Annotated in this window: 34 protein-coding genes; 1 reads left to right on the top strand and 33 read right to left on the bottom strand. The window is 39.7% G+C overall.

The window, feature by feature from the left end:
- Window positions 1-78: 78 nt before the first annotated feature.
- Both dnaK and QEP08_RS14325 read right to left on the bottom strand, forming a co-directional pair.
- The gene (gene dnaK / locus QEP08_RS14320; protein ID WP_285059013.1) at window positions 79-1,995 is read right to left on the bottom strand and encodes a molecular chaperone DnaK; all 1,917 of its coding nucleotides are present in this window, start codon (window positions 1,993-1,995) and stop codon (window positions 79-81) included.
- 163 nt (window positions 1,996-2,158) lie between these two features.
- Entirely contained in the window at window positions 2,159-3,373 is a 1,215-nt protein-coding gene (locus QEP08_RS14325) for a class I SAM-dependent methyltransferase (protein ID WP_285059014.1), read from the bottom strand.
- 56 nt (window positions 3,374-3,429) lie between these two features.
- On the opposite strand from QEP08_RS14325, the gene QEP08_RS14330 reads away from it, so the two are divergent.
- On the top strand, window positions 3,430-3,984 hold the full coding sequence (locus tag QEP08_RS14330) for a 2'-5' RNA ligase family protein (protein WP_285059016.1): 555 nt from the start codon (window positions 3,430-3,432) through the stop codon (window positions 3,982-3,984).
- Between the two features lie 55 nt (window positions 3,985-4,039).
- Here the strand turns inward: QEP08_RS14330 and rplQ are convergent, their stop codons facing one another.
- The 31 genes from rplQ to QEP08_RS14485 form a co-directional block, all read right to left on the bottom strand.
- Window positions 4,040-4,603, bottom strand: a complete 564-nt coding sequence (gene rplQ / locus QEP08_RS14335; RefSeq protein ID WP_285059017.1) for a 50S ribosomal protein L17 — start codon at window positions 4,601-4,603, stop codon at window positions 4,040-4,042.
- Window positions 4,604-4,690: 87 nt separating this feature from the next.
- A complete protein-coding gene (locus tag QEP08_RS14340; RefSeq protein WP_285059018.1) occupies window positions 4,691-5,683 on the bottom strand; it encodes a DNA-directed RNA polymerase subunit alpha in 993 nt (330 codons plus the stop codon).
- A gap of 77 nt (window positions 5,684-5,760) precedes the next feature.
- Window positions 5,761-6,369, bottom strand: coding sequence for a 30S ribosomal protein S4 (gene rpsD, locus QEP08_RS14345; protein ID WP_285059020.1), 609 nt, complete (start codon window positions 6,367-6,369; stop codon window positions 5,761-5,763).
- Window positions 6,370-6,434: 65 nt separating this feature from the next.
- A complete protein-coding gene (gene rpsK / locus QEP08_RS14350) occupies window positions 6,435-6,824 on the bottom strand; it encodes a 30S ribosomal protein S11 (protein ID WP_136835518.1) in 390 nt (129 codons plus the stop codon).
- Window positions 6,825-6,845: 21 nt separating this feature from the next.
- Window positions 6,846-7,223, bottom strand: a complete 378-nt coding sequence (gene rpsM / locus QEP08_RS14355) for a 30S ribosomal protein S13 (RefSeq protein WP_285059022.1) — start codon at window positions 7,221-7,223, stop codon at window positions 6,846-6,848.
- An 83-nt stretch (window positions 7,224-7,306) separates the two neighbouring features.
- On the bottom strand, window positions 7,307-7,423 hold the full coding sequence (gene ykgO / locus QEP08_RS14360; RefSeq protein ID WP_008244551.1) for a type B 50S ribosomal protein L36: 117 nt from the start codon (window positions 7,421-7,423) through the stop codon (window positions 7,307-7,309).
- Window position 7,424: 1 nt separating this feature from the next.
- Window positions 7,425-7,643 carry a translation initiation factor IF-1 gene (gene infA / locus QEP08_RS14365; RefSeq protein ID WP_048907428.1) on the bottom strand — a complete coding sequence of 73 codons (219 nt, stop codon included), beginning with the start codon at window positions 7,641-7,643 and terminating at the stop codon, window positions 7,425-7,427.
- Window positions 7,644-7,714: 71 nt separating this feature from the next.
- On the bottom strand, window positions 7,715-8,500 hold the full coding sequence (map, locus tag QEP08_RS14370; RefSeq protein WP_285059026.1) for a type I methionyl aminopeptidase: 786 nt from the start codon (window positions 8,498-8,500) through the stop codon (window positions 7,715-7,717).
- A gap of 9 nt (window positions 8,501-8,509) precedes the next feature.
- Window positions 8,510-9,844 (bottom strand): preprotein translocase subunit SecY, encoded by a 1,335-nt coding sequence (gene secY / locus QEP08_RS14375; RefSeq protein WP_285059027.1) that lies wholly within the window; start codon window positions 9,842-9,844, stop codon window positions 8,510-8,512.
- Window positions 9,845-9,847: 3 nt separating this feature from the next.
- On the bottom strand, window positions 9,848-10,294 hold the full coding sequence (gene rplO, locus QEP08_RS14380) for a 50S ribosomal protein L15 (protein WP_285059029.1): 447 nt from the start codon (window positions 10,292-10,294) through the stop codon (window positions 9,848-9,850).
- A 114-nt stretch (window positions 10,295-10,408) separates the two neighbouring features.
- Complete coding sequence (rpmD, locus tag QEP08_RS14385) at window positions 10,409-10,588, bottom strand: 50S ribosomal protein L30 (protein WP_285059032.1); 180 nt, start codon at window positions 10,586-10,588, stop codon at window positions 10,409-10,411.
- A gap of 4 nt (window positions 10,589-10,592) precedes the next feature.
- Window positions 10,593-11,111, bottom strand: a complete 519-nt coding sequence (rpsE, locus tag QEP08_RS14390) for a 30S ribosomal protein S5 (RefSeq protein WP_108554172.1) — start codon at window positions 11,109-11,111, stop codon at window positions 10,593-10,595.
- 17 nt (window positions 11,112-11,128) lie between these two features.
- Entirely contained in the window at window positions 11,129-11,482 is a 354-nt protein-coding gene (rplR, locus tag QEP08_RS14395; RefSeq protein WP_285059035.1) for a 50S ribosomal protein L18, read from the bottom strand.
- 5 nt (window positions 11,483-11,487) lie between these two features.
- Window positions 11,488-12,045, bottom strand: coding sequence for a 50S ribosomal protein L6 (gene rplF / locus QEP08_RS14400; protein ID WP_285059036.1), 558 nt, complete (start codon window positions 12,043-12,045; stop codon window positions 11,488-11,490).
- Between the two features lie 18 nt (window positions 12,046-12,063).
- Window positions 12,064-12,462: a 30S ribosomal protein S8 gene (gene rpsH, locus QEP08_RS14405; RefSeq protein WP_285059037.1), complete on the bottom strand. Its 399-nt coding sequence runs from the start codon at window positions 12,460-12,462 to the stop codon at window positions 12,064-12,066.
- 112 nt (window positions 12,463-12,574) lie between these two features.
- Window positions 12,575-12,844 carry a 30S ribosomal protein S14 gene (rpsN, locus tag QEP08_RS14410; protein ID WP_285059039.1) on the bottom strand — a complete coding sequence of 90 codons (270 nt, stop codon included), beginning with the start codon at window positions 12,842-12,844 and terminating at the stop codon, window positions 12,575-12,577.
- Window positions 12,844-13,410 (bottom strand): 50S ribosomal protein L5, encoded by a 567-nt coding sequence (gene rplE, locus QEP08_RS14415; RefSeq protein ID WP_285059041.1) that lies wholly within the window; start codon window positions 13,408-13,410, stop codon window positions 12,844-12,846. Before rplE ends, rpsN begins: the two co-directional genes overlap by 1 nt.
- Window positions 13,410-13,748 carry a 50S ribosomal protein L24 gene (rplX, locus tag QEP08_RS14420; RefSeq protein ID WP_349019039.1) on the bottom strand — a complete coding sequence of 113 codons (339 nt, stop codon included), beginning with the start codon at window positions 13,746-13,748 and terminating at the stop codon, window positions 13,410-13,412. The genes rplE and rplX overlap by 1 nt, the downstream gene beginning before the upstream one ends.
- 1 nt (window position 13,749) lies before the next feature.
- Window positions 13,750-14,118 carry a 50S ribosomal protein L14 gene (gene rplN, locus QEP08_RS14425; RefSeq protein ID WP_008244575.1) on the bottom strand — a complete coding sequence of 123 codons (369 nt, stop codon included), beginning with the start codon at window positions 14,116-14,118 and terminating at the stop codon, window positions 13,750-13,752.
- Window position 14,119: 1 nt separating this feature from the next.
- Window positions 14,120-14,374, bottom strand: coding sequence for a 30S ribosomal protein S17 (rpsQ, locus tag QEP08_RS14430; RefSeq protein WP_084237687.1), 255 nt, complete (start codon window positions 14,372-14,374; stop codon window positions 14,120-14,122).
- A gap of 13 nt (window positions 14,375-14,387) precedes the next feature.
- Complete coding sequence (rpmC, locus tag QEP08_RS14435) at window positions 14,388-14,597, bottom strand: 50S ribosomal protein L29 (RefSeq protein WP_285059044.1); 210 nt, start codon at window positions 14,595-14,597, stop codon at window positions 14,388-14,390.
- Window positions 14,598-14,671: 74 nt separating this feature from the next.
- Window positions 14,672-15,094 carry a 50S ribosomal protein L16 gene (rplP, locus tag QEP08_RS14440; RefSeq protein ID WP_048907441.1) on the bottom strand — a complete coding sequence of 141 codons (423 nt, stop codon included), beginning with the start codon at window positions 15,092-15,094 and terminating at the stop codon, window positions 14,672-14,674.
- A 37-nt stretch (window positions 15,095-15,131) separates the two neighbouring features.
- Entirely contained in the window at window positions 15,132-15,992 is an 861-nt protein-coding gene (rpsC, locus tag QEP08_RS14445; protein ID WP_285059049.1) for a 30S ribosomal protein S3, read from the bottom strand.
- Between the two features lie 5 nt (window positions 15,993-15,997).
- On the bottom strand, window positions 15,998-16,360 hold the full coding sequence (gene rplV, locus QEP08_RS14450; RefSeq protein ID WP_055130479.1) for a 50S ribosomal protein L22: 363 nt from the start codon (window positions 16,358-16,360) through the stop codon (window positions 15,998-16,000).
- A gap of 7 nt (window positions 16,361-16,367) precedes the next feature.
- A complete protein-coding gene (gene rpsS, locus QEP08_RS14455) occupies window positions 16,368-16,634 on the bottom strand; it encodes a 30S ribosomal protein S19 (protein ID WP_008244581.1) in 267 nt (88 codons plus the stop codon).
- Window positions 16,634-17,458, bottom strand: coding sequence for a 50S ribosomal protein L2 (rplB, locus tag QEP08_RS14460; RefSeq protein WP_285059054.1), 825 nt, complete (start codon window positions 17,456-17,458; stop codon window positions 16,634-16,636). The genes rpsS and rplB overlap by 1 nt, the downstream gene beginning before the upstream one ends.
- A gap of 23 nt (window positions 17,459-17,481) precedes the next feature.
- Window positions 17,482-17,772, bottom strand: a complete 291-nt coding sequence (gene rplW, locus QEP08_RS14465; protein ID WP_285059055.1) for a 50S ribosomal protein L23 — start codon at window positions 17,770-17,772, stop codon at window positions 17,482-17,484.
- Window position 17,773: 1 nt separating this feature from the next.
- Window positions 17,774-18,403, bottom strand: a complete 630-nt coding sequence (gene rplD, locus QEP08_RS14470; RefSeq protein ID WP_285059057.1) for a 50S ribosomal protein L4 — start codon at window positions 18,401-18,403, stop codon at window positions 17,774-17,776.
- Window positions 18,404-18,407: 4 nt separating this feature from the next.
- The gene (rplC, locus tag QEP08_RS14475) at window positions 18,408-19,025 is read right to left on the bottom strand and encodes a 50S ribosomal protein L3 (protein WP_285059058.1); all 618 of its coding nucleotides are present in this window, start codon (window positions 19,023-19,025) and stop codon (window positions 18,408-18,410) included.
- Between the two features lie 180 nt (window positions 19,026-19,205).
- Window positions 19,206-19,601: a DUF1634 domain-containing protein gene (locus QEP08_RS14480; protein ID WP_285059059.1), complete on the bottom strand. Its 396-nt coding sequence runs from the start codon at window positions 19,599-19,601 to the stop codon at window positions 19,206-19,208.
- Window positions 19,598-20,434, bottom strand: a complete 837-nt coding sequence (locus tag QEP08_RS14485) for a sulfite exporter TauE/SafE family protein (protein ID WP_285059061.1) — start codon at window positions 20,432-20,434, stop codon at window positions 19,598-19,600. The genes QEP08_RS14480 and QEP08_RS14485 overlap by 4 nt, the downstream gene beginning before the upstream one ends.
- Window positions 20,435-20,456: the final 22 nt, after the last annotated feature.

A 20,456-nucleotide genomic window follows, 5' to 3' on the forward strand; every position in this document is an offset into this window, starting at 1 on the left:
AAAGTTCTAAAACGATCAATAAAAGAGAAAGCCCCGGGTATATTACCCGGGGCTTTCTCTTTTATTTGATACAAACAATTATTTTTTATCGTCTTTTACTTCTTCAAAGTCTACATCGGTTACATTATCGCCACCATCATTTGCCTGTCCGCCATTGGCAGCTGCACCTTCCGGTTGTCCCGCTCCCGCTTCCTGACCGGCTTTATACATCTCTTCAGAAGCAGCATTCCATGCGCTTTGTAATTCTTCCTGAGCTGCATCAATATCAGCAAAATTTCTTGCAGCATGCGCATCCTTAAGTTTTTTCAAACCTGCTTCAATAGGTGCTTTTTTATCTTCAGAGATCTTCTCTCCAAATTCTTTAAGCTGTTTCTCTGTTGAGAAGATTAAAGCATCAGCACTATTGATCTTTTCAGCTTCTTCCTTAGCTGCTTTATCTGATTCAGCATTTTTCTCTGCCTCTTCTTTCATTCTTTTGATCTCCTCATCAGTCAAGCCAGACGAAGCCTCAATACGGATTTTCTGTTCTTTACCAGTAGCTTTATCTTTCGCACTCACGTGTAAGATACCATTTGCATCAATATCAAAGGCTACTTCCACCTGAGGAACACCCCTTGGAGCCGGTGGAATCCCATCGAGGATAAAACGTCCGATCGTACGGTTCTGAGCCGCCATAGGACGCTCACCTTGCAAGATGTGGATCTCAACCGAAGGCTGATTATCAGCAGCAGTAGAGAAAGTCTCTGCTTTTTTAGAAGGAATTGTCGTATTTGCCTCAATTAACTTAGTCATGACACCACCCATAGTTTCAATACCTAAAGAAAGAGGGGTGACATCCAGTAACAATACATCTTTTACTTCTCCGGTCAGTACACCACCTTGAATTGCAGCACCAATAGCAACTACCTCATCCGGGTTTACTCCTTTAGAAGGTTCTTTACCGAAAAATGCTTTAACTGCTTCCTGAATCGCAGGGATACGGGTTGAACCACCGACAAGAATGATTTCATCAATATCGCTGGTTTTCAAACCTGCGTTTTTCAGAGCTGATTTACAAGGATCAATTGTACGCTTAATTAAATCAGCAGCCAATTGTTCAAATTTAGCACGGCTCAATGTTCTGACCAGGTGTTTTGGTCCTGTCGCATCAGCAGTAATATAAGGCAAATTGATCTCTGTTGAAGTTGTGCTGGACAATTCAATTTTAGCTTTTTCAGCAGCCTCTTTTAAACGCTGTAATGCCATTGGATCCTGGTGCAGGTCCATGCCATTCTCATTTTTAAATTCTCCTGCCAGCCATTCGATAATGATATGGTCAAAATCATCTCCACCTAAATGGGTATCACCATCAGTCGATTTTACTTCAAACACACCATCACCCAGCTCTAATACCGAAACGTCATGTGTACCGCCACCACAATCAAACACAACGATTTTCATATCCTTGTGGGCTTTATCCAGGCCATAGGCCAAGGCCGCCGCCGTTGGTTCGTTAATGATCCGCTTAACGGTTAAACCAGCAATCTCACCAGCTTCTTTTGTTGCCTGACGCTGGGCGTCATTAAAATATGCAGGAACGGTAATCACCGCCTCTGTTACTTCATGCCCCAAAAAATCTTCAGCAGTTTTCTTCATTTTCTGCAAAATCATCGCCGAAATCTCCTGAGGAGTGTATTTCCGATCATCTATCTCTACACGTGGTGTATTATTATCACCTTTAACTACCTTGTAAGGCACACGTGACGTTTCCTTAGACACTTCAGCAAAGCTGCTTCCCATAAAGCGCTTAATCGAAGATATTGTTTTTGTTGGATTAGTGATCGCCTGGCGTTTCGCCGGCTCGCCTACTTTACGTTCTCCATTTTCTGCAAAAGCAACAATGGATGGCGTAGTACGCTTACCCTCACTGTTGGCTATAACTACAGGTTCGTTACCTTCCATTACGGCTACGCAAGAGTTTGTTGTTCCTAAGTCTATACCAATAATTTTTGACATGCTATTTATCTCTATTTATGTTATGAAATCCTTTTATTTATATCTGTTTAACAAGCAATGTGCCAATCGGGTTTTGGCAGAAAATCATGCCCTGCTACAATAATTAAAGAAATTTATGGCGGAAAGCTGTTACAAAAATGTGACAGTATGACAGAAACAGGGATTAGAGCAGCTTCTCCTGTTCCAAAATCCTTTCTAAATGATGATAGCCGATGCCGAAATATGCTTTTGTTTCCGCAATTTTCTGTTTTATTTCCAGTTTTTTAGCGTCACGGATTTTATTACTTTTCTGATTAATTGGCTTAATACCCACAATCAGGATGTTTTTGGGTGTGTGTGCATCAGATATAAACTCGAAAACTTTTGTCTTATAGCCGAAATATTCCAGTATTAGCGCTCTGATCCCATCAGTTACCATTTCCGCTTGCCGTTCCATAAATATTCCATATTTAGTCAGCACAGATATTTCATTTTTAACCTTATTCCTTTCCATTTCGCGTCTGATCTGCTTATGGCAACATGGAGCCACCACAATTAATTTGGCATCGGCTTTAATCCCTTTAATTATGGCATCGTCTGTAGCTGTATCACAAGCATGCAGCGCAATTAGCAAATCAATATTCGAAACATCATAATCCTCAATAGTTCCCTGAACAAAATCCAGTTCTTTGAATCCTGACTGCCTGGCAATGGCATTACACAAGCCGACCAAATCTTCCCTATACTCTACTCCGGTAACTTTAACTTGTTCCGCCAGTACCTGATGCAGATAATCATAAAGTGCAAAAGTAAGATATCCTTTGCCCGACCCCATGTCCGCTACCTGCTTGATGCTTCCTGGCGGAAATTCTTTAATCAGGCCATTTAAAATCTCGATATATTGATTAATCTGCTTGTATTTATCCTGGGCGTTCTTAAAAACGTTCCCTTCGGGATCAGTTAGTTTCAGTTCGACTAAATAAGGCTTTCCAGCCGGTTGAATCCATCGCTTTTTTTCCTTGTCATGCGACAAATCCGGCTTAAGCACTTTGCTCAGCATTTGCTCTCTAACAGAGATCAACTGCTTTTTGCCATGTTCCAGGATAACTTCTTTTTCTGCAGTAAATAGCGTCGCCACTTTAAAATCGTTACTTGTAAAATGACCAACCAGACTGATTCCCTCTTCTATCGAAAAGTTCTTAATGATGTCACGTGTCTTATAGCGATAAGTAAACGACAGCATGTATGTTCTTTTGATCTTTACTTTTCTAACATAAATATTCTTCAATTCCTTCTCGTTTCCCTGGTAATTACCAAGAGAAATTTTAACAAATACATTAGAAGAAATGCTTTCTGCCAACTGATCTTTGAACTGCTGTAAATGGTGTTGATTAGACATAAATTTGATTACTTTACAAAAGTAACCATTTAGAAAAGGAATAGTAAATTAGCTTTATGGAATCCCTCTTTTTTGTTGCCATCCTGCCACCGCCGGAAATTAGCGCCGGCATTGATGAAATCAGAAAACAATGTTCAATAGACTATCAGGTATACAGTGCACTTAACCCCCCTGTACATATTACCTTAATCCCCCCTTTTAAGCTAAATGTAACCTTGGAGAACAAGTTAATAACAAGTCTTCAATACTGCCGAAACTTTAGGCCATTTGAACAGGAATTACGTGACTTTGATGGCTTTCCTCCTAAAGTAATATTCATCAGGGCCAACAAAAACTCTGGAATTACAGCGCTCCATAAAAGTATCGCTACTAAAATCAGGCCCTACTTAAAAGAAAAACCGGGGTCAATCAATCCGCACATCACGATTGCTTACAGGGATGTTGAGGAGCATGTTTATGAGAAGATCATTCAAGACTATAGCAAAAAGCGTCTCCGGGCTAACTTCAATGTAAACAAATTTGCCTTGCTAAAGCATGACGGCAAGAAATGGAACCTGTTCAAAGAATTCGACTCCAGGCCCGGGGAAGAACAATACTCAATAGATCTTTAAAAGAAAAACCCTGACCGGTGCCGGTCAGGGTTTTTCTTATGATAATCAGGGAATATTATTCGCCCTTATCTTCTTTCGTTTCAGCAGCAGGCGCCTCAGGTGCAGCCTCTTCTTTCGCTGGAGTTTCTTCAGCAATCTCTTCTACTTTTGCTTCAGCCACCTTTTCTGCTTTAGCAGCAGGAGCGTCAGATTTCTTAGCTTTGCTTCTGCCTCTACGAGTACTTTTCTTTTCAGCAGATGCAGCTTCACTACCGTAAACTTCGTTATAGTCTACAAGCTCGATTAATGCCATCTCCGCGTTATCACCTAAACGATTGTTTAATTTGATAATCCTGGTGTAACCACCCGGGCGATTTGCAACCTTAGCAGCAATATCACGGAACAATTCAGTAACGGTTTCTTTATCCTGTAAGTAACCAAATACTATACGGCGGGAATGCGTCGTATCAGTTTTTGATTTTGTGATGATTGGCTCAACATAAGTACGCAACGCTTTAGCTTTAGCCAAAGTAGTTGAAATTCTTTTATGTTTAATTAATGACGAAGCCATATTAGCCAGCATCGCTTTACGATGTGAATCTGTTCTTCCTAAGTGATTTATTTTTTTACCGTGTCTCATTTTTAAATTTATTCAGTATATACCGTCTCTTTGAGATTAATCTGAGGGAATTATATACTATTAACAATTATGTTATTTTGCTATGTATTACTCTTCGTCCAATTTAAATTTGGAAAGATTCATTCCGAAAGACAGGCTTTTAGATTTCACCAGCTCCTGGATCTCTGTTAATGATTTCTTTCCAAAATTCCGGAACTTTAACATATCTGCAACATCGTAAGATACAAGATCTGCTAAGGTACGGATATCTGCAGCTTTCAGACAGTTCAATGCGCGCACCGAAAGATCCAGATCAACCAATTCTGTTTTTAGGATCTTACGCATGTGCAAAATCTCCTCATCAACTTCTTTGGTCTCTTCCTTAGCCTGAGACTCTAATACAAGATTCTCATCAGAAAACAGCATGAAGTGCTGGATCAAAATCTTGGCAGCCTCTTTTAATGCTTCCTCAGGATGAATAGAACCATCTGTAGAAATATCCAGAATCAATTTTTCATAATCCGTTTTCTGCTCAACACGATAATTTTCGATCGTGTATTTCACATTTTTCATTGGAGTAAAGATCGAATCAATCGCAATAACTCCAACAACGGCATCATTTATCTTATTCTCTTCTGCAGGAACATAACCACGCCCTTTATTTATGGTCAATTCTACTTCTAAAGTAACAGATTTCTCCATGTTACAGATAACAAAATCAGGGTTAAGAACCTCAAAATTGTTAGAGAACTTGGTGATGTCCCCGGCAACAAATTGTTCCTGGCCATTTACCACGATAAAAACCTTCTCAGAATCACCTGAATCACCTACTTTTTTAAAACGTACTTGTTTCAAGTTAAGAATGATCTCAGTTAGATCTTCAACCACACCCTTAATCGTAGAAAACTCATGAGATACCCCAGAAAAACGAATACTCGTAATGGCATAACCCTCTAATGAAGAAAGCAATATTCTTCTAAGGGCATTACCAATTGTTACACCGAAACCGGGCTCTAAAGGACGAAATTCAAATATACCATCGAAATCCGTTGATTTCTGCATGATTACCTTATCGGGTTTCTGAAATGCTAAAATTGCCATTTATAATGTTTTTAGATCGTTATTAAAATTATGTAACGCAAAAAAGTTAACTGCCTGTGGGCAGCTAACTAAATATATTACTTAGAGTATAACTCTACTATAAGGTTTTCCTTGATATTTTCTGGTATCTCATCACGATTTGGATATGCCAAAAACTTACCGGTCAATTCATTTGCGTTCCAGTCTAACCAATTGAATTTATTGATTATTCTTCCAGCTACAGAATTTGTGATGGCTTCCAAAGTTTTGGATTTCTCGCGAACCGCAACGACATCTCCGGCCTTCAACTGGTACGAAGGAATATTGACTACTTCACCGTTAACTGTTACGTGTTTATGGCTAACTAACTGACGGGCAGCTGAACGGGTTGTAGCAATACCTAACCTGTACACTGTGTTGTCCAGACGCGCTTCCAATAACTGCAGTAAGTTATCTCCAGTAATACCTTCACGAGAAGATGCTCTGGTAAACAAGTTACGAAACTGACGCTCTAATACACCATAAGTATATTTAACTTTCTGTTTTTCCATTAACTGTACTGCGTACTCGGATTGCTTTCCTCTTCTTTTTGAAGCACCATGTTGTCCGGGCGGATAGTTTTTTCTATCCAATACTTTATCAGGACCAAAAATTGGTTCTCTGAACTTACGCGCGATTTTGGACTTAGGTCCTGTATATCTTGCCATTGTTTTTTGTTTTAAAGTATCATGCAACCTACAGCTGCAGACTCTTAGCTTTAAAAATTAATAAATTAAACTCTTCTCTTCTTAGGAGGACGGCAACCATTGTGTGGAAGCGGTGTAATATCCTTGATTGACGTTACTTCAAGACCTGAAACCTGCAATGTTCTAATTGCTGACTCACGACCTGAACCAGGACCTTTCACAAAAACCTCTACTTTACGCAGACCTAAGTCAAATGCTACTTTACCGCAATCAGATGCAGCTTGTCCTGCAGCGTATGGAGTGTTCTTTTTAGAACCTTTGAATCCCATTTTACCCGCTGAAGACCATGAAATAGTTTGACCGTTGTTATTTGTCAAAGTAACAATGATATTGTTAAAAGTAGCATTGATGTGTGCCTGACCTACAGGTTCTATAACAACAATACGCTTTTTGGTAACTTTTTTACTTTTAGCCATAATTATTATTCAGTACTAATTTTATTTAGTAGCTTTTTTCTTGTTCGCAACTGTTTTTCTCTTGCCTTTACGTGTACGGGAATTGTTCTTAGTACGCTGACCACGTACCGGCAAACCTTTCCTGTGACGCAGGCCGCGGTAACAACCGATGTCCATCAAGCGTTTGATGTTCAACTGAACTTCTGAACGCAAAGCACCTTCCACTTTCACGCCGTCGTTAATAATGGTACGGATTGCTGATAATTCATCATCCGACCAGTCCTGTACCTTCTTGCTGAAATCGATACCTGCTTCAGTCAATATACGCTGTGCAGTTGATCTACCTATTCCGAAGATATAAGTTAATCCAATTTCGCCTCTTTTGTTTCTTGGTAAATCAATACCTGATATCCTTGCCATATTTGTACTAAATGTTTGATTATTTGATTAAACGACAGATTGAGTAACCCGTACATTCAATCCAATCATACTTCAATAATTTCTTAACCTTGACGTTGCTTAAATTTTGGGTTCTTCTTGTTAATAACGTAAAGTTTACCTTTACGACGAATAACCTTGCAATCAGCGCTACGTTTTTTAATTGATGACCTAACTTTCATTTTATTTATATCTATAAGTAATCCTGCCTTTTGACAAATCGTAAGGCGACATCTCTAATTTTACTTTGTCTCCCGGTAAAATTTTGATGTAGTGCATCCTCATTTTTCCCGAAATATGAGCGATAATCTCATGTCCATTCTCAAGTTCTACCCGAAACATGGCGTTTGATAACGCTTCCTTTATTACACCGTCTTGTTCAATTGAGGCTTGTTTAGCCATATAATATTGATTTTTACTGTATTAGCTGCTGTTAAACAGGGACGCAAAATTAAATAAAAAATTTTAATTATTTACTTTTTTTTTACTAAAACTTCTTCTATCAATGAAAACGTTGATAAAACATCGGCCTCTCCTTTTCTCACCGCTACTGTATGTTCAAAGTGAGCCGACGGCCTGTTATCTTTAGTAGTGACAGTCCAGCCGTCCGACCAAAATTTCACACCCGCTGTACCCGCGTTAATCATAGGTTCTATAGCAATCACCATTCCTTCTTCCAGTTTAATCCCACTCCCTCTCTTTCCATAATTTGGAATCTCCGGCTTTTCATGCAGCTTTATGCCGACACCATGTCCTACGAGCTCTCTAACTACACCAAATCCATGGCTCTCCGCCAGATTTTGAACAGCAAAGCCCACGTCCCCTGTTCTGGATCCTACTACCGCTTTTTCGACAGCCAGTTTAAGACATTCCTGGGTAACTTCTATCAGCTTTCGTTTTTCATCACTAATTTCTCCGATCGAAAAGGTATAAGCAGAATCACCGAAGTAGTTGTTCTTAATTACACCACAGTCTACAGAAATTAAGTCTCCTTCCTGAATTATATAGTCACTTGGGAAACCATGTACGACCTGTTCATTAGGCGATATGCACAATGAATACGGAAAGCCATTATAATTCAAAAATGCCGGGATAGCCCCATGATCCCTGATAAAAGTCTCAGCATGCTGATTTAGCTTCTTTGTGGTAACCCCCGGCTCTATGATCTTGGCCACTTCAGCTAAGGTTTTTGAAACCAACAGAGAACTTTCTCTTATTAACTCTATCTCGTCAGGAGATTTGTAATAGATTTTAGACATCCTCAATTACTAAATCACAGCATCGCTACCACTTGGCGCAGGAATCCCTGTCCTTCCGGTAACTCTGCCAGTCTTCATCAATCCATCATAATGACGCATCAATAAATAACTTTCAATCTGCTGTAAAGTATCCAGAACTACACCTACCAAAATCAAAAGAGAAGTACCTCCATAAAAATGGGCAAATTCAGACTTAATGCCAAACTTCACAGCAATTGAAGGAAGTATCGCGATTATAGCAAGAAAAATAGCACCAGGGAAAGTAATCTTTGAAATCACATCATCGATAAACGAAGAAGTAGATATACCAGGTTTAATTCCCGGAATGAAACCACCATTTTTCTTCATATCATCCGACATTTGTGTAGGATTTACCGTTATAGCTGTATAAAAGAATGTAAAAGCAATAATGAGAAATGCAAAAGTTAAGCTGTAGGCCAATGAAGTATAATCACTGAATTGAATTAACCAGGTATTCTGCAAAGAGGGAAAAAACCCTGTTACCGTAGCTGGTATAAACATCAGAGCCTGAGCAAAAATGATTGGCATTACACCCGCAGCATTTACTTTTAGCGGAATATATTGTCTCACTCCTCCGAATTGTCTGCTTCCCACTATCCTCTTTGCGTATTGAACAGGAACCTTACGAACTCCCTGAACAATCATTATGGTGAACATTACCACAGCGAATAACGCTACAATCTCTACTACAAGTGCAATTAAGCCTCCATCACCTACAAATCTTGAGCTGATCTCCTGCTGCAAAGCAATTGGCAGACGCGCAATGATACCAACCATGATTATAAGAGATGTACCATTACCTATGCCTTTGTCTGTGATCTTCTCACCTAACCACATTACAAACAATGTACCTGCAGACAAAACAAAAGTCGAAAGCACAAAAAATAACGTATGATCAATTATAATTGCCTCCGGAGGAACCTGTGTTTTAACATACCCGACCGCCTGGACAGCAGTAATGGCGACCGTTAAATAACGTGTAATCTGATTGAGCTTCTTTCTTCCGCTTTCCCCCTCTTTTTGCATCTTTTGAAATGAAGGGACAGCGATACCCAATAGCTGAACTACAATTGAGGCAGAAATATAAGGCATAACGCCTAAAGCCAGGATAGACACCCTGGAAAATGACCCTCCGGCAAACATATCCAACAACCCCAAAAGGCCTGACTTTGTATTGTCACCTAAAAGATTTGCATCAACCCCAGGCAAAACCACATGGGATACAAACCTATATATTAAAAGAATCATGAGCGTATATAAAATACGCTCTTTCAATTCCTGGATTTTCCAAATATTACTTAGAGTAGTAAACAGCTTCTTCATTAATTACAATTTTTCGATTGAGCCTCCAACAGCCTCAATAGCTTTTTGTGCAGTTGCAGAAAAAGCATGTGCTTTAACTTCCAATTTAGATTTAACTTCACCACGACCTAAAATCTTTACAAGGTCATTCTTAGATGCCAAACCATGCTCACGCAAAGTAGTAAAATCTATACTTGTCAATTCAAATGTTTCTGCCAGGTCTTGTAAAACGTCTAAATTCACGCCCACGTACTCAACTCTGTTAATCGGTTTGAAACCCACTTTAGGAACACGGCGCTGCAATGGCATTTGACCACCTTCAAATCCAATTTTTGTAGAGTGACCAGAACGTGATCCAGCACCCTTATGACCGCGTGTTGAAGTACCACCACGACCTGAACCAGTACCACGACCAATTCTTTTACTATTTTTAATAGAACCTTCTGCAGGTTTTAAATTACTTAAGTTCATGTTTGAAACTTATTGTGCTGCCCTTCGCTTTCACTAATCAGGGTCAACGGTTAAACAAATATATAAAGGTTGCAAATGTAGTTATATAACTCATATTTGCAACCTTTAATAAAATTATATGCTCTCGATAGCTACTAAGTGATTCACTTTTCTCACCATTCCAATAATGGCGGCAGTCGCTTCAACTTCTACACTCTGGTTCATTTTATTTAAACCTAAAGCCTGCATCGTTCTTTTTTGGCGTTCGCTTCTATCGATAATGCTCTTTATCTGGGTTATTTTAATCTTCGCCATAATATTATCCGTTAAAAACTTTATTTAAATCTACACCGCGGTGCTGAGCTACAGTATATGCATCACGCATTTTTGTCAATGCATCAACAGTCGCTTTAACCACGTTGTGGGGATTTGATGAACCTTTTGATTTTGCAAGTACGTTATGAACGCCTGCACTCTCAAGTACAGCACGCATCGCACCGCCGGCAATAACTCCGGTACCAACCGCAGCAGGCTTAATTAAAACAAAACCGCCGGAGAACTTCCCGATCTGCTCATGTGGAACAGTTCCATTTAACAAAGGCACTTTTACCAAATTCTTTTTAGCATCATCTATGCCTTTAGCAATTGCTTCTGTTACCTCTTTCGCTTTACCCAATCCATAACCTACGATGCCGTTTTCATCTCCAACAACTACGATTGCTGAGAAGCTGAAAGTACGACCACCCTTGGTTACTTTGGCTACACGTTGTATGCTAACTAAACGATCTTTCAATTCGATTTCGCTAGTCTTAACTCTTTTTATATTGATAGTTGACATCTTATCCTATTTTCAGATTAAAATACTAAACCAGCTTCACGGGCACCTTCTGCCAGCGATTTAACACGTCCGTGGTATAAGTAGCCATTTCTATCGAAAACAACTTCTTTAACACCAGCTGCTATTGCTTTTTCAGCAACCAACTTACCTACAGCTACTGATTGCTCAGATTTATTTCCTGAACCAGAAAAGTCTTTTGACAAAGATGAAGCTGATACAATTGTATTACCGGTTACGTCGTTAATGATTTGAGCATAAATTCCTTTATTGCTTCTATAAACCGATAAACGTGGACGGCTTTCAGAACCTGTTAATCTTTTTCTGATTCCTTTTTTTATACGATCTCTACGAGATAATTTTTTCCCTGCCATGATGATTATTTTTTAGAAGCTGATTTACCTGCTTTTCTTCTTAACACTTCTCCTACAAACTTGATACCTTTACCTTTATAAGGCTCGGGAGCACGCAGCGAACGGATTTTCGCAGCCACCTGACCAATCAGTTGTTTATCAATACTTTCCAGTATGATCTTAGGGGTCTGACCTTTTTCTGAGGTAGTCGTTACCTTAATCTCCTCAGGCAACTGGAACACATAATGGTGAGAATATCCTAAAACAAGATCCAGGGTATTTCCCTGATTAGTAGCACGGTAACCCACACCCACTAATTCCTGTTGTAATTTATAACCTTCTGTTACACCAATAACCATATTATTTAACAAAGAACGGTACAGACCATGTAACGCTTTGTGTCTTTTCTGTTCTGACGGACGTGATACAGTTAGTATTCCATCTTCCTGACTTACAGTGATATCCGAATCAACTGCTTGAGTTAGCTCACCTTTAGGACCTTTTACAGTTACAACGTTATCTTTCGAAACGGTCACTGTAACACCTGCAGGGATATTAATTGGGGCTTTTCCTATTCTTGACATTTTGCTATCCTCCTTTAATTAATAAACGTGACACAAAACTTCGCCACCAATATTTAGTTTCGCAGCTTCTTTATCAGTCATCACACCTTTTGATGTAGACAAGATTGCGATACCTAAACCATTCAATACTCTTGGCATATTCTCAACACCCGCATATTGCCTTAAACCTGGTTTACTGATACGTGTTAAAGTACGTATTGCAGGGATCTTAGTGATGGCATTGTATTTCAATGCGATCTTAATAGTGCCCTGGGTTGTAGTCTCCTCAAATTTGTAATTAGCAATGTACCCTTTATCAAAAAGTACTTTTGTAATTTCCTTTTTAAGGTTCGATGCTGGAATCTCAACAATTCTGTGATTTGCCTTGATGGCATTTCTTACTCTTGTAAGATAATCCGCTATTGGATCTGTATTCATTTTATATATAATTGTGATAGTGGTTTCCTTCCCGACCTATTCGGGACGACCTGCCATCGGTTAATTTTTATTTTTCAGTTAAAGACTGATCTCTATAACCGCTAAAGCCGTATTACCAGCTTGCTTTTCTGACTCCGGGTATTTTACCTGCCAAAGCCATGTCGCGAAAAGTTACCCTTGATATTCCAAAAGTACGCATATAACCACGAGGACGACCTGTTAACTTGCAACGGTTGTGCAGACGCACAGCTGAAGAGTTCTTTGGTAATTTGTCTAATCCTTCATAATCACCGGCAGCTTTAAGTTCTGCACGTTTATCTGCATATTTAGCTACCAATTTTTGGCGCTTAACTTCGCGAGCTTTTACTCCTTCTTTTGCCATTATTGATTTGTATTTTGATTTTTAAATGGTAATCCAAATTGTTTTAAAAGTTCCAATGCTTCAACATCAGTAGTAGCAGTCGTCACAAAAGTAATATCCATACCTAAAATCTTGCTGATTTTGTCGATGTTGATCTCAGGGAAGATGATTTGCTCAGTAACACCTAAAGTGTAATTGCCTTTTCCATCAAACCCTTTGTCATTGATACCTTTGAAATCGCGGATACGAGGCAAAGCTACGGAAATTAAACGATCTAAAAATTCGTACATGTTGTTATCACGTAAAGTTACACGTACGCCAACCGGCATACCTTTACGCAATTTAAAATTAGAAATATCCTTTTTAGATTTTGCCGGAACTGCCTGCTGTCCTGAAATCGTAGTCATCTCAATAATAGAGCTGTCTATGATCTTCTTATCAGTCACAGAAAAACGACCAACGCCCTGGTTGATTGAAATTTTCTCTAACTTAGGAACCTGCATAACACTTTTATAGTTGAACTTATCCTTAAGTGCGGTAACTATTTCCTCTTTATATTTGTTCTTTAATCTTGGTACGTAAGCCATTATTTGATCTCCTCTCCTGATTTTTTACTAACCCTAACTAATTTCCCATCAGCATTAAGCTTTCTGCCAACGCGCGTAATTTCTCCTGATTTAGGATCAACTAATGCTACATTAGAAATATGAAGAGCAGCTTCTTTTTTAATGATGCCTCCGTTAGGAGTAGCAGCATTCGGTTTTGTATGTTTTGATACAAGGTTAACACCTTCTACGAGTATCCTGCTTTTAGTAGTCAGTACAGAAAGTACTTTCCCCTGTTGGCCTTTTGAATCGCCGGCTATAACCTTTACTAAATCTCCTTTACGGATTTTTATTTTTGGTGTAGTCACTTTATTTTTCATTTTATAATACCTCCGGTGCTAATGATACAATTTTCATGAATTGTTTTTCACGCAGTTCTCTTGCTACCGGGCCAAAAATACGTGTACCACGCGGCTCATCTTGTGCATTTAATAATACTGCTGCATTGTCGTCGAAACGGATATAAGAACCATCTTTACGTCTGATCTCTTTCTTAGTTCTTACAACAACTGCTTTAGAAACTGTTCCTTTCTTAATGTTACCTGAAGGCAATGCACTTTTAACGGTAACAACAATTTTGTCACCAATAGAAGCATATCTCTTTCCAGTACCACCAAGTACACGGATAACCAATACTTCTTTTGCGCCGCTATTGTCGGCTACGTTTAATCTTGATTCCTGTTGTACCATGTTATTTAGCCCTTTCTAAAATTTGTACTAATCTCCAGTTCTTGTTTTTACTCAGCGGACGAGTCTCCATAATCAGCACTGTATCACCAATACCGCAATCGTTTTTCTCGTCATGAGCCATAAATTTGGTAGTTTTCTTAACAAACTTACCATAGATCGGGTGTTTCACTTTACGTTCTACCGCTACAACAATAGATTTATCCATCTTGTTGCTCACTACCAACCCGGTTCTTGTTTTTCTTAATTGTCTTTCCATTTCGACTCTAAAGTTATTTAGTTTCAGTAGCTGACTCTGCTTTACGCCTAGTCACTTCAGTATTTAATCGGGCAATATCTTTTCTTACCTTGCTAATGCGGGAAGGATTTTCTATGGCCGAAATTGTATGCGCGAATTTTAACTTTACTAAGTTTTCTCTTTCTTCTGCAATCCTGGCTACTAGTTCTTCTTGTGAAAGCCCTTTGATTTCTGAGTTCTTCATTTTATTAATTTTTATGTTGTGGGTCTAGCGGTTATAATAACAAGTTACTTACAACATTCAACCCAAAACTCTTATTATGCCTCTACGTAATCTCTACGTACTACAAATTTTGTTTGGATCGGTAATTTTTGAGCTGCAAGTCTCATCGCTTCTTTAGCAACTTCTAAAGGAACTCCTTCTGCTTCAAAAATAATACGTCCGGGTCTAACTACGGCTACCCAATATTCTGGAGCACCTTTACCTTTACCCATACGTACTTCAGCTGGTTTCTTAGTTACCGGTTTGTCCGGGAATATCCTAATCCACACCTGGCCTTCACGTTTCATGAAACGAGTTACCGCAATACGGGCTGCCTCTATCTGACGACTGGTAATCCAGGTCGACTCTAAAGATTTAATCCCGAAAGACCCGAATGACAATTCAGCACCACGAGTTGCTAAACCTTTCATTCTGCCCTTTTGCATCTTTCTGAACTTCGTTCTCTTTGGCTGTAACATTTTATTTTAATATTATCGTTAAACGATCTGTTAACTATTATTTACGAGGACCTCTGTTTTGAGTATTTCCGCCTCTATTATTTCCACCTGCACCAGGTCCGCCTTGACCAGGACCTCTTCCGCCACGATTACCACCACCGCGGTTATCGTTTCTTCTGTCTCCACCGCCACGGTTATCTCTGTCTCTGCCACCGGCAAATGCACCACCTTCTGGTCTGCCACCTTTGCCCGGAGCATTGCTCGCAGCGCCGATGTTTGGAGAAAGATCACGTTTACCGTAAACTTCACCCTTACAGATCCATACTTTAACACCTATTTTACCATAAGTAGTCAGTGCCTCAGCCAATGCATAGTCAATGTCAGCGCGGAAAGTATGCAAAGGAATTCTTCCTTCTTTGTACTGTTCGCTACGAGCCATCTCTGCACCACCCAAACGACCAGAGGTCATAATTTTGATACCTTCAGCTCCCATGCGCATAGTTGATGCGATGGTAGATTTCATTGCCCTGCGGAACGAGATCCTTGCTTCTAATTGTTTTGCTACACCTTCTGCTACGAGTTGTGCATCGAGCTCAGGACGTTTAATCTCAAAAATATTGATCTGAATTTCCTTTTTAGTCAATTTCTTCAACTCTTCTTTGATCTTGTCAACTTCCTGACCTGCTTTACCGATCACAATACCCGGTCGAGCTGTATGGATGGTAACTGTGATACGTTTCAATGTACGCTCAATTACCACTTTAGCTACTCCGCCTTTCGCAATACGGGCAGAAAGGTATTTTCTTATTTTTTCGTCCTCAACTAATTTATCAGCATAGTTGTTGCCACCGAACCAGTTAGAATCCCAACCTTTGATGATTCCTAACCTGTTACCTATTGGATGTGCTTTTTGTCCCATTTCTGTTAATTAGTTTGAGTTTCAACGTTTTTACTATCTACTACCAAGGTTACATGGTTTGAACGTTTACGTATTCTGTAACCGCGTCCTTGAGGTGCCGGTCTTAATCTTTTTAATTGACGACCACCGCCTACCATTATCGTTTTCACATATAACTGGTTTTCTTCAGGGCGAGAACCTTCATTTTTAGTTTCCCAGTTCTTGATAGCCGACAATAACAGTTTCTCAACTCTTATTGCTGCATCTTTATTGGTAAACTTTAAAATATGTAAAGCTTTCTCAACACGCTCACCTCTGATAAGATCTACAACCAAACGCATTTTGCGCGGTGAGGTTGGACAATTGTTTAATTTCGCTACTGCTTCCATCTCTTAATTATTTTTTCTTTTCAGAGTGACCCCTAAATGTTCTGGTTGGAGCAAACTCTCCCAGCTTGTGACCAACCATGTTTTCTGTTACGTATACCGGTATAAATTTATTACCGTTATGTACTGCAAATGTATGACCCACAAAATCTGGTGAGATCATTGATCTGCGAGACCAAGTTTTAATGACAGACTTTTTGCCTGAATCATTCATAGAGACTACTTTTTTCTCTACGTTATGGTCAATATAAGGTCCTTTTTTTATCGAACGAGCCATTATTTCTTCCTTTTCTCTATGATGAAACGATTTGAGTATTTTTTAAGTGTACGGGTTTTGAAGCCTTTAGCATACATACCGTTCCTTGACCGGGGCTGACCTCCTGATGAGCGACCCTCACCACCACCCATAGGGTGATCTACCGGGTTCATTGCTACCGGACGGGTCCTTGGACGACGACCTAACCAACGGCTGCGGCCAGCTTTACCTAATACCTCATTTGCATGATCTGAATTGGAAACCGCTCCGATTGTTGCTAAACAAGTTATCAAGATCAATCTTGTCTCACCTGAAGGCATTTTCAACGTTGCATATTTACCATCACGGGCAGCCAGCTGTGCATAAGCACCGGCGCTGCGCGCCAACTGAGCACCACGGCCCGGATGAATTTCCACATTGTGCACAATAGATCCCAAAGGAATATTGGCCAGTTTCAAAGTATTTCCTACTTCAGGAGTTGCAGTATCACCTGACACCACCTTTTGCCCTACTTGCAGCCCTTCAGGCGCAATAATATAACGCTTCTCACCATCTGCATAATTTAATAATGCGATACGTGCAGTACGGTTAGGATCGTATTCAACAGTAGCTACTGTTGCAGGAATGTCGAACTTATCACGTTTAAAATCAATTAAACGGTAAGATTTTTTGTGACCACCACCCATATAGCGCATAGTCATCTTTCCTGTATTGTTACGTCCTCCCGATTTCTTAGAAGATACAACCAATGATTTTTCGGGCTTGGTTGCTGTAATCTCCGTAAAACTGGCACCTACTCTAAAGCGGGTTCCCGGAGTGACTGGTTTAAATTTTCTTAAGCCCATAGTTTATAATTATTCAATTCTTATTAAATATTAGCGTAATAATCTATTGTTTCACCTGCTTTAAGTGTCACGATAGCTTTTTTATATTTCGGGCTACGTCCTGTAACCAATCCACCTTTAGTATTTCTAGACTTCACTTTGCCGTCTACAACCATGGTGTTAATGGCCAAAACATTTACTCCATACATTTTTTCAATAACCTGCTTTATCTGCAGTTTATTTGCTTTATGATCTACTTTAAAAGTAAAGCGGTTAGACTTTTCTGTTAATGCAGAAGCTTTTTCTGTTAATATTGGTTTTCTTAAAAGTTCCATATTACTTGGCAAATGCCTCCTCCAAAGTTTTAAGAGAATCAGTAGTCAGCAAAAGTTTGCCACAATTCAATACATCATAAGTATTCAATTGATCTGCAGTTATAACTTTCACTTTCTGTATGTTTCTGCTTGATAAATAGATATTGTTATTTTGTGAAGGTAAAACCAACAATGTCTTTTCGCCGGTCAGATTCAAAGCGCTAACTAAATTAACGTAGTTCTTAGTTTTAATAGAATCAAAACTGAAATCTTCCAAAACCAAAACATTTTCGTCTTGTGCTTTATAAGACAATGCGGACTTACGAGCCAGCACTTTCAATTTTTTGTTCAATTTGAAACTATAGTCACGTGGCTGGGGACCAAACACACGACCACCACCATTAAACAATGGAGATTTAATACTTCCGGCGCGAGCACCACCAGTACCTTTTTGTTTGTATAATTTACGGGTTGAACCGGCAATCTCGTTACGTTGTTTAGATTTATGCGTTCCCTGACGCTGATTGGCCAGATACTGCTTAACATCCAAATAAATTGCGTGATCAACAGGCGCTATACCGAATACCGACTCAGGAAGTTGCACTTTGGCACCTGTCTCTTTTCCTGAAATGTTTAATACTTTAACTTCCATCTGCTTACTTATCTAAGATTACGTAAGAACCCTTGGCTCCCGGTACGGAACCGCTAACTACAACCAGATTTTGATCAGCATAAACTTTCAAAACCTGTAAGTTCTGAATTTTCACTCTGTCTCCACCCATTCTTCCCGCCATACGCATACCTTTAAATACACGTGAAGGATAAGAAGCAGCACCCAATGAACCCGGCGCACGCATCCTGTTGTGCTGTCCGTGAGTCTGACCACCGACACCGCCGAAACCATGACGTTTTACAACACCTTGAAATCCTTTACCTTTTGACGTACCAACCACATCTACAAAATCTCCTTCATTAAAGATGTTTACCGTAATGGTATCACCTAAATTTAAAGACTCCTCAAAGGGATCAAATTCAACCAATTTACGTTTTGGCGTTGTGTTTGCTTTCGCAAAGTGACCTTTCAAAGGTTGTGTTGTGTTCTTCTCTTTGGCTTCGTCGAAACCCAATTGAACTGAAACGTAACCGTCTTTCTCTGCGGTCTTAACCTGTGTAACTACACAAGGCCCAGCTTCGATCACCGTACATGGAATATTTTTTCCATCGGCGTCAAAAATGCTGGTCATTCCTACTTTTTTTCCAATAATACCTGACATTTTCTATTTTAATTTAACACCCATCGAAGCAGTAGGGCTTCGTTCAAGGTGGATATACATTCCCGTTAAGGGACGGCAAAAATAGGAAAGAAATCTTAATTTTCAAATAGTTAGCTCATTATTTTTTCAAATAAATGCAAAAAAATATTTCAGAGGGATAAGACACCATTAAAGCGAGTTTTACCCGGTCAACCTGTTGCTCAGGCTAAACAAAATCACAATTAAAACCAGCAATCCTATTAAAACATAGAGGTAATCACGCTCTGTCAGGAAGCCGAAAATTGAAAAAACCACTCTTAATATTGGTGTAAAGATCAGCAGTAAAACCCCAAACTGGATGATTGCTTCGCTATCTAACCGGCCTAAGCCCAGAAAAATAGCCGCAATGGAAGAAAATTCAGTTCTATGAGCATCAAAAGTACCGTAATCAATGATTCCTGAATAATTAAACAGCAAATAAACTACGCCTCCAATCAACACCACGCTCATTGAAGCAATTACCCCAACCCTTAACAGCGTTCCGAGAATGATCTCAATATCTTTGCCGCGCGGAAAATCTTTATCTTTCTTCATCATAGCCTTCCCATGTAACCATTATAGATCATCTGCAACGCCAGAAAAGTAACTACAGCTGCAAATATTACCTTAAGCCTGTCCGCTTTAACACGCATCAGAATTTTAGACCCAATTGTTGCACCGAGCAATACACCAACAGCCACCGGCATTGCGATTCCGGGATCAATCTGTCCCCGGTGCAGATAAACGACCGCACTCGCCGCGGCAGTAACCCCCATCATAAAATTGCTGGTTGTCGTCGACACCTTGAAAGGTATCCTCATGATGTTATCCATTGCGACCACTTTCAGCGCACCTGAACCTATCCCAAGCAAACCCGAGACTATGCCAGCTATGAACATCATAAAGAATCCTCCTGCCACATTGTGAACAGCATACTTTTTAATGCCCGATCCAGTCGGATATGATCCGTTCAGTTTAAAAAAAATAGCCAGCCGGCCGGATGTATCGTTATCAGAACGGTCTACCTTTTTTCTGATCATCATTGCTGAAGAGAACAGCAATATAGCACCAAAGATTATGGCAATATAATTAGGATCAATAAACACGGTGATCACCGCTCCGATAACTGCACTAACAGTGGTCGCAATCTCCAGGAACATTCCAATACGAACATTCGTGATTCCTTCCCTGACATACGCGGCAGCCGATCCCGATGAAGTTGCAATTACCGATATAATAGAAGCTCCAATAGCATAATGTATATCCACTCCCAATACCAGGGTAAGTAATGGTATAATAATTACCCCTCCACCAAGTCCGGTCAAAGACCCAATCAGGCCGGCCAGAAACGCTCCGGCCAGGACTATAAGTGTAAATAGCAGTACAGACATTCCCCGCAAATATACTATCTCC

Origin of the sequence: Pedobacter ginsengisoli, assembly GCF_030244015.1 — a bacterium.
GTDB lineage: Bacteria > Bacteroidota > Bacteroidia > Sphingobacteriales > Sphingobacteriaceae > Pedobacter > Pedobacter ginsengisoli.